Genomic DNA, 2,955 nt, shown 5'->3' on the forward strand with positions numbered 1-2,955 from the left:
CTATTCGGGGAGTGCCAAGCAAGCACTGTTATGGCATCCTGCTTTGTTTCGTTTAAAACAGCATATTGAGCAACTGGTGGGGCATCCATTTAATTCATGTTTAGCCAATTTATATGAAAATGGTAGCCAAGCTGTGGGCTGGCATAGTGATGATGAACCTTCACTACGTTCGCCGCAGCAAGACAATGTGGTGATTGCATCACTCAGTTTTGGTGCAACTCGTAAGTTTTGCTTTAAGCACAAGTTTAAACAGGAAAAAGTTGAGCTTATGCTACACAGTGGGCAATTGATCGTGATGCGTGGACAGACTCAGCGCTACTGGAAACATGCGTTGATGAAATCCAGTAAAATCACTGAGCCACGACTGAATTTAACCTTTCGCTATTTCTATCCCGCACAGCAAGGCTAAATAAAATTTAGGTCTCAATATTATGTAGCAGATGGCATTTCTGTTCGATTTGTAGTGCGCTATGTCTTAATATTTCGACCATTTTTTTCAGATCGACAAATTCAAATCGGTTCTTCGAAGCCAATAAGGTCAGTGCCAACGGCGTATCTTTGGGTGAAAATTTGACAGGTACAGAAAGGCTGGCAAGATTGGGGTCAAACTCGCCATTGGAAAAATAATAGCCCTGTTTCTTAATGGCTTTCATTTTTTGTAAAAATTCTTCTTGGCTCGCGGCAAAATTGACCTCGGCCAGTTGAGTAGCAAATTTTTGATAATATTCAATAATTTTAGCTTTGCTAAGCTGTGAGATCACCACTTTCGGCGATGAACCCAAATACACGGGGCGTGGGCAACCCCGCCCATAGGAAAATAATTCAAGGTCTTTAAAAACTTCACCATATAGGTCAATACAGTGCTCTGAGTTGAGCTGGGTGAGGATACAGCAAAATTCCGTTCGCTCAACGATGTCTTGCATAAAAGGAATGCTGATTTGTAATAACGGATCTGTGGTTCGAGAGATATAGTCCAACACAGCAATTTGAGAGCCCAAAGTATAGTCACCGCTGGTTCCGCTTAAACGCTGTAAAAGTCCTGCGGACACCAATTCTTTTAAGTAGCGATAACTTGTAGGTTGTGAAAGCCCCAGTTCGGCACTGATAGTATCGACATTGATAATTGGGCGTGACACAGAAAAGAGGCCTAAGACAGTGAGAATTTTACCAAAACTTGAAAGTGCCATAACAACCTACTGAGTCAAAAATTATCTATCTGAGCAATAGTGACTATATAACAAAAAACACATAACTTTGACATGGTTTTCTGTTTACGCAGAAGGCTTGAGAAACTTTTAATATGCAGAATTGATCTGAAAAACAAGCGATAAAACACATATAAAAAAGATTGTATTATCACATAGAGATATTTTGATTGACAAAAATAATTAATTTTGGAAAAATTGTCTATAGAAATGTCTTTTAATGAATAATGTTTCATTATTTTTTTGAGCGTTTTCTTTCCTGTCACATGGTGCTGTCTTTGCCCATGTCTGTAAAAGACTTCATTTATTGGAATTATTTTTGATTCGTTTTCGCTTCTGGTGAGGATGAAGTGTTGCTGTTTGCTTGAGCAATACTGCGTTGAAGAATCCTGTAGATGTTGTCATTCAGCGCATTTAGAGATGATTTATGTTCCTGACCAAACAGTTAATTGCATTTCGTCCAAATAAATTGGATTGGATTTTTGCGAGTAAAACTTTTTTGGCAGGCATGCTCTCACTGTATGTGGCATTTTCCTTAGATCTGGCTTATCCCATTTGGGCTATAGGCACAGTCTTCGTGATTGCCAATCCTTATACTGGAATGGCCGCTTCAAAGAGCGTATATCGTGTTTTGGGAACGCTGTTGGGCGCTATTGTTTCACTTGCGGTTACCCCAAATCTGATTAATACCCCCGAACTATTCACCTTGTTTTTGGCGACGTGGGTCGGATTTTGCTTATATTTTTCTTTATTGGATCGAACGCCACGTAGCTATATTTTTATGTTGGCGGGCTATACCACGGTCATTATTTGCTACAACATTGTTTATAACATTGAAATCACCTCCATGTTTGATATGGCGATTGGTCGCTGTATTGAAATCACGGTGGGAGTACTGTGTAGTGCAGTGGTGAATGCGGTACTGTTTCCGATGCATATCGGTCCCGTAGTCAAAACCCGTGTTTCACAGACTTTTCAAGACACCCGAGCGGTTTTTGATCAAATCCTGACAGATGATGTTAAGGCCATTAATTACAGCACGACGCTCAGTCATATCACGCGTGATATTGCTGATATTCATGTGATGGCTGTGTACTTGAGCTATGAAAAATCAGCATTACAAGGCATGACCAAACCCTTACAAGAAATGTTGCATCAACTGAGTATGTTGGTGACCAATCTGGTGGCGATGGCAGAGCGGATTCAGCAGCTAGACCACATTGATGTTGCGTACCGTCCTGCTTTAGAAAAAGTGCATGTGCAGATCGTCGAGTTTTTGCAAAGCGATCAAGCCATTTTAGAACAAGAACTAAACCATTTGCCTGAACAATTTGAGTCGAGTTTCCAAGACGTGTTTGACAGTGCCTTGCCACAGCAGCAAGTCATATTGGCCAGTTTAAAAATGGATGTCCGTCATTTTATTCAAAATATACGTGCCATTAAGTTGATTTGGCAACGTATTCAACAAGGCGATGACAGTTTACCTGCGACCGTGATCCCGATGAGTACGACTTATCCTAACTTACATCGCGATCATGGTGTTGCAGTACGTGGTGGCGTTTCTGCTTTTATCGTGGTGATTGTGGCGACTGGATTTTGGATCGTTAGTGGCTGGAAAGCAGGTTTTATGATGGCGGAAATGGCGGCTATTTGTGCTTGCATTCTCACCAGTATGGATAATCCCGTTCCTGCCTTAAAAATTTTTATCCGTGGCAGTTTGTATGCGGCGATTATTGTCTTTATTTATGCT

Annotated in this window: 3 protein-coding genes; 2 read left to right on the forward strand and 1 reads right to left on the reverse strand. The window is 40.9% G+C overall.

Annotated elements, in window-relative coordinates:
* Positions 1 to 409: alpha-ketoglutarate-dependent dioxygenase AlkB family protein (locus B4F08_RS16405; protein ID WP_291375391.1), on the forward strand; the 409-nt coding region annotated here is incomplete at its 5' end.
* 7 nt (positions 410 to 416) lie between these two features.
* Here B4F08_RS16405 and B4F08_RS16410 read toward each other — a convergent pair.
* A complete protein-coding gene (locus B4F08_RS16410) occupies positions 417 to 1,187 on the reverse strand; it encodes an IclR family transcriptional regulator (protein ID WP_291375393.1) in 771 nt (256 codons plus the stop codon).
* Positions 1,188 to 1,632: 445 nt separating this feature from the next.
* Here B4F08_RS16410 and B4F08_RS16415 point away from each other — a divergent pair.
* Positions 1,633 to 2,955: FUSC family protein (locus B4F08_RS16415; RefSeq protein ID WP_291375395.1), on the forward strand; the 1,323-nt coding region annotated here is incomplete at its 3' end.

The organism is Acinetobacter sp. UBA6720, from assembly GCF_002454215.1.
Lineage (GTDB): Bacteria > Pseudomonadota > Gammaproteobacteria > Pseudomonadales > Moraxellaceae > Acinetobacter.